Annotated in this window: 5 protein-coding genes and 1 pseudogene; 1 reads left to right on the forward strand and 5 read right to left on the reverse strand. The window is 52.6% G+C overall.

The features are described from left to right. Positions 1-125, forward strand: a pseudogene (locus tag EWE75_RS24080) (IS630 family transposase); the annotation flags it as partial. Here the strand turns inward: EWE75_RS24080 and EWE75_RS24085 are convergent. The 5 genes from EWE75_RS24085 to EWE75_RS24105 form a co-directional block, all read right to left on the reverse strand. Then, positions 122-463: a hypothetical protein gene (locus EWE75_RS24085; RefSeq protein WP_130160565.1), complete on the reverse strand. Its 342-nt coding sequence runs from the start codon at positions 461-463 to the stop codon at positions 122-124. The pseudogene EWE75_RS24080 and the gene EWE75_RS24085 overlap by 4 nt on opposite strands. Positions 464-506: 43 nt before the next feature. After that, positions 507-743, reverse strand: a complete 237-nt coding sequence (locus EWE75_RS24090; RefSeq protein WP_130160566.1) for a hypothetical protein — start codon at positions 741-743, stop codon at positions 507-509. Positions 744-1240: 497 nt separating this feature from the next. Then, positions 1241-1912, reverse strand: a complete 672-nt coding sequence (locus EWE75_RS24095; RefSeq protein WP_130160567.1) for a recombinase family protein — start codon at positions 1910-1912, stop codon at positions 1241-1243. Beyond that, the gene (locus tag EWE75_RS24100) at positions 1909-2163 is read right to left on the reverse strand and encodes a hypothetical protein (protein WP_130160568.1); all 255 of its coding nucleotides are present in this window, start codon (positions 2161-2163) and stop codon (positions 1909-1911) included. Before EWE75_RS24100 ends, EWE75_RS24095 begins: the two co-directional genes overlap by 4 nt. A gap of 50 nt (positions 2164-2213) precedes the next feature. Next, a complete protein-coding gene (locus tag EWE75_RS24105; protein ID WP_130160569.1) occupies positions 2214-2747 on the reverse strand; it encodes a terminase small subunit-like protein in 534 nt (177 codons plus the stop codon). Between the last annotated feature and the right edge of the window lie 503 nt (positions 2748-3250).

Raw genomic sequence — 3250 nt, forward strand, 5'->3', positions numbered from 1 at the left:
CCGCCATCAACCGCTTCATAAAAGAGCATAATCAGGAACCGAAGCCGTTCGTCTGGAAGGCCAATCCCGATCAGATTATCGCAGCCGTCAGGCGCGGGCATCAAACGTTGGAATCAATCCACTAGGTGAGAGATGTCCACGATTGGCCATCGTAGGTGCCGATGAGTTTATAATCGTAGTCCTCAAGTGAAGATCGATATTCGTAGATCATGCCGGGTGACAAGAACATGCCGTGGATTTTAAAATGTCCGGGAACCTGTCCGTCTTGCCTTCCGAAATAACCGAAATCGACCTGTCCATCGTATCGCACGGCAAACTGGTAAGTCTCTCCATGAGCATCAAGCCATTCGCCATAATACGAAAGGCCGCTGCAGCTTTTGATCACGCCATTGATGGTTTCGAAGGGAATATCAATGATCAAAGTTTGCCCTTCGTCTCGAAAACGGCAGCGTTTAATTTCCAACCCCATTCTCCCTTTATTCACAAATTAGATACGGCGTTCATGGTCATCTGATAAGTGTGCTGCGCTTGGGATCAACGAAAGCCGAAGCATTCTGCCAAAAGGCTTCGTCGATCACGGCCCCGCTCTGGCGGGAAATCATTTCCAGCAAGATCGCGTTTTGCTTCGTGACGATGACAAGGCTTTGCTTGATCGAGGCGAGCATCACCAGAACCGCAACTACGATCCCCAATGATATGGCCGAGCCTACGAGATAGAATAAGGCGAACGATCCGGAATCCATGAGCTTATCTCCCCTGTAGGGCAGGTTGGCGCGGTGGCCGTGAGATGGCAAGCCGGTAATGCGTATTCGGCGGGCTGATTAGGCCCGCCGAACAGTAGGGTCGAATTAAGCTTTCGGCGCCCCATCATGCCGCCTGAATGACCAGACGAGTAGCGACAAGCTCTTGAAACATGAACTTGTGCCATAAAGGATTGCAGAAACAATAGGTGTAAGAGTAATAACAGTAGTAATAATCATCGTATCTCCTTCAAAGCCGCTGAAATGTAGCGGCAAGCGAGAGATCGCACGATCAAGCGCGCGGCACAACGGCTAGTGTAATGCGAAGTATTAGAGCTATTGTCCCACGTGTTGTTATGCACGGTCACGCTGTGCCGATCTCCACCGAGCGGGCCGGGATAGCTTCGCTCTATATAGTAGCAGGCAGTGGTTCGCCGGTTCGATAACCGTGAGATTGCCTGTCACCCAGACTCTTTCAGGGTTAAGTCAACGGGTTCGCGTCAGGCGATACGTGCGAGGAGATTTTTGACCGAAGTCGCGTGCCATTTGCCGCCGCGTGGCGTCCGGATCGTGCGGGCGTTCAAAGCCGTGGCGATCCCGCTCAAACTGGTGATGCCCGTGGATCGAACGTCCGCGATCACTGGCGCGAGATCGAGTGCGTGAGCATCGGCGTTGCCGGTGATCGTCGTGAGGGCTGCTGTATTGCCCTTGGAAGCCCTACGGAGCGCCGCTGCGCCATTGGGGTTGCCAAGCTTGGTTCCGCGCGCCTTCGCCGCCTGTAGGGCCTCTTTCGTCCTTGTAGAGGTTGCTTCGCGCTCTTGTTGAGCGATGAGGGCCATGATGCCGATCGTGAGATTGTTAGCGTCTGGCATGTCGGCGCAAATGAAACGCACGCCAGCATCTTTGAGGGTCATGAGGAAAGCAGCATTGCGGCTCAAGCGATCGAGCTTGGCAATCACCAGCGTTGCCCCTGTCACCTTCGCATGATGAAGCGCCTTGATCAGTTCGGGGCGATCGTCGCGCTTGCCGGATTCGATCTCCGTGTAGGTTGCAAGAGGCTCGCATTGGCGTGTCGCGCAGAACGCCTCAATCGACGCACGTTGAGCTTCAAGGCCAAGGCCGGAGCGCCCTTGACGCTCGGTTGATACGCGAAGGTAGTTGATCGTTCTCATACAACCCCCTTGTGGATGTGTGAGAACCAAGCGGCGTCGCCTTTCCGCTCGAAATCCGCGACAACGAAGACGATGCCGTGCCAAAAATCGACTGCCACGGAGTAGCCGCCCTTGCAGTAGTCGCGGCACCACTGCTCCAAAGCGGCCTTCACCTCGTGTTTGCGTGTGATTGGCTTGATAGTAGCCACCTTGTCTGCATCGAACATGATGCGGCAAGTTGCCCACTTTGGCTGATCGGGAATGTTCCGCATACGCCATCATCCCACGTCCAACATAATAGCGCAACGCCCGTTAGGCCATTTTATAAGCCGTCGCTTTCGGGCGGAAGGTTGATCACCACGCTTGCATGATCGACCTGCACACGCTCCCCGAACTCGGCACGATTGCGCTGCGCGATGTTGGCGTTGATCGTCTTGATCACGAGGCTATCACGGTACGTGTCACCAGTGCTGATCGAGCAACCGAGAGCGATATCGAGACGCTCATCAGCAAGCGTGTGCTGCCCTTGCGCTTGTGCCCGTTTAATACGCTGATCGAGCGCCTCATCTGCCTCACGCCAGTTCCAAAGCGTCGTAACACGGGGCAGATGAGTGTCTTTGAGGATCGACGTGAGAGTTTCGCCACCACGGAGCCTGTCAACGATCTCCTCGATCATTTCAACGGTACGGATCGAGCTTGAACCGGGTTTCAGGCCCTCAATTTGGCGCCTACGGTTGCTCATATCCTTAATCGACTGCTTGCCCATCGCGGCAAGGGTGATCGGGCTGATTTTGGCAAGCTCTGCGATGGTCTGTGTGCCATCAAGGGGCGGGAGAGAGGGGGTTGGAACTTCCATATCTGTATTTACTTGAAATGACTGTTCACATATCTGTATTCAAGCAGTCGTTATTACTAAATGTGCCGTGAAAATCGGAGCGGGGAACATTAATGTTGAGCTTATTACCGTGGGGAGTGATGCTCACATTGATCGCTGGGTTGGCAGTGTATTTTTATAAAAATAACATTACCTACGATATTGTAACAATAGACACTCGAATAGATGACGAAAATCCGGTAATAAAAGTCACCGATCGCTACGGGTACGTGGTGTTTGAGAGAATCGAACTGAAAAATAATGGATTTAAGAGCTTTGATAACGTAGAATTATATCTTAAAATATCTTCGGAGCCGTTCAAGATCAAATTTACTAACGCTTCATCCGTCCCAGTTCATGCTAGAGCATTTTTCGATCAAAAAGCATCATATCCGCAGTGAGCGAAGTAGTTTTTGCACTCTGCGGGGGTGAATTCGTCGATAGATTGGCCGATAATGCGCCAGAGGTCATCAACCGTTCTGGCG

It is taken from the genome of Sphingomonas populi (assembly GCF_004208535.1).
Lineage (GTDB): Bacteria > Pseudomonadota > Alphaproteobacteria > Sphingomonadales > Sphingomonadaceae > Sphingomonas > Sphingomonas populi.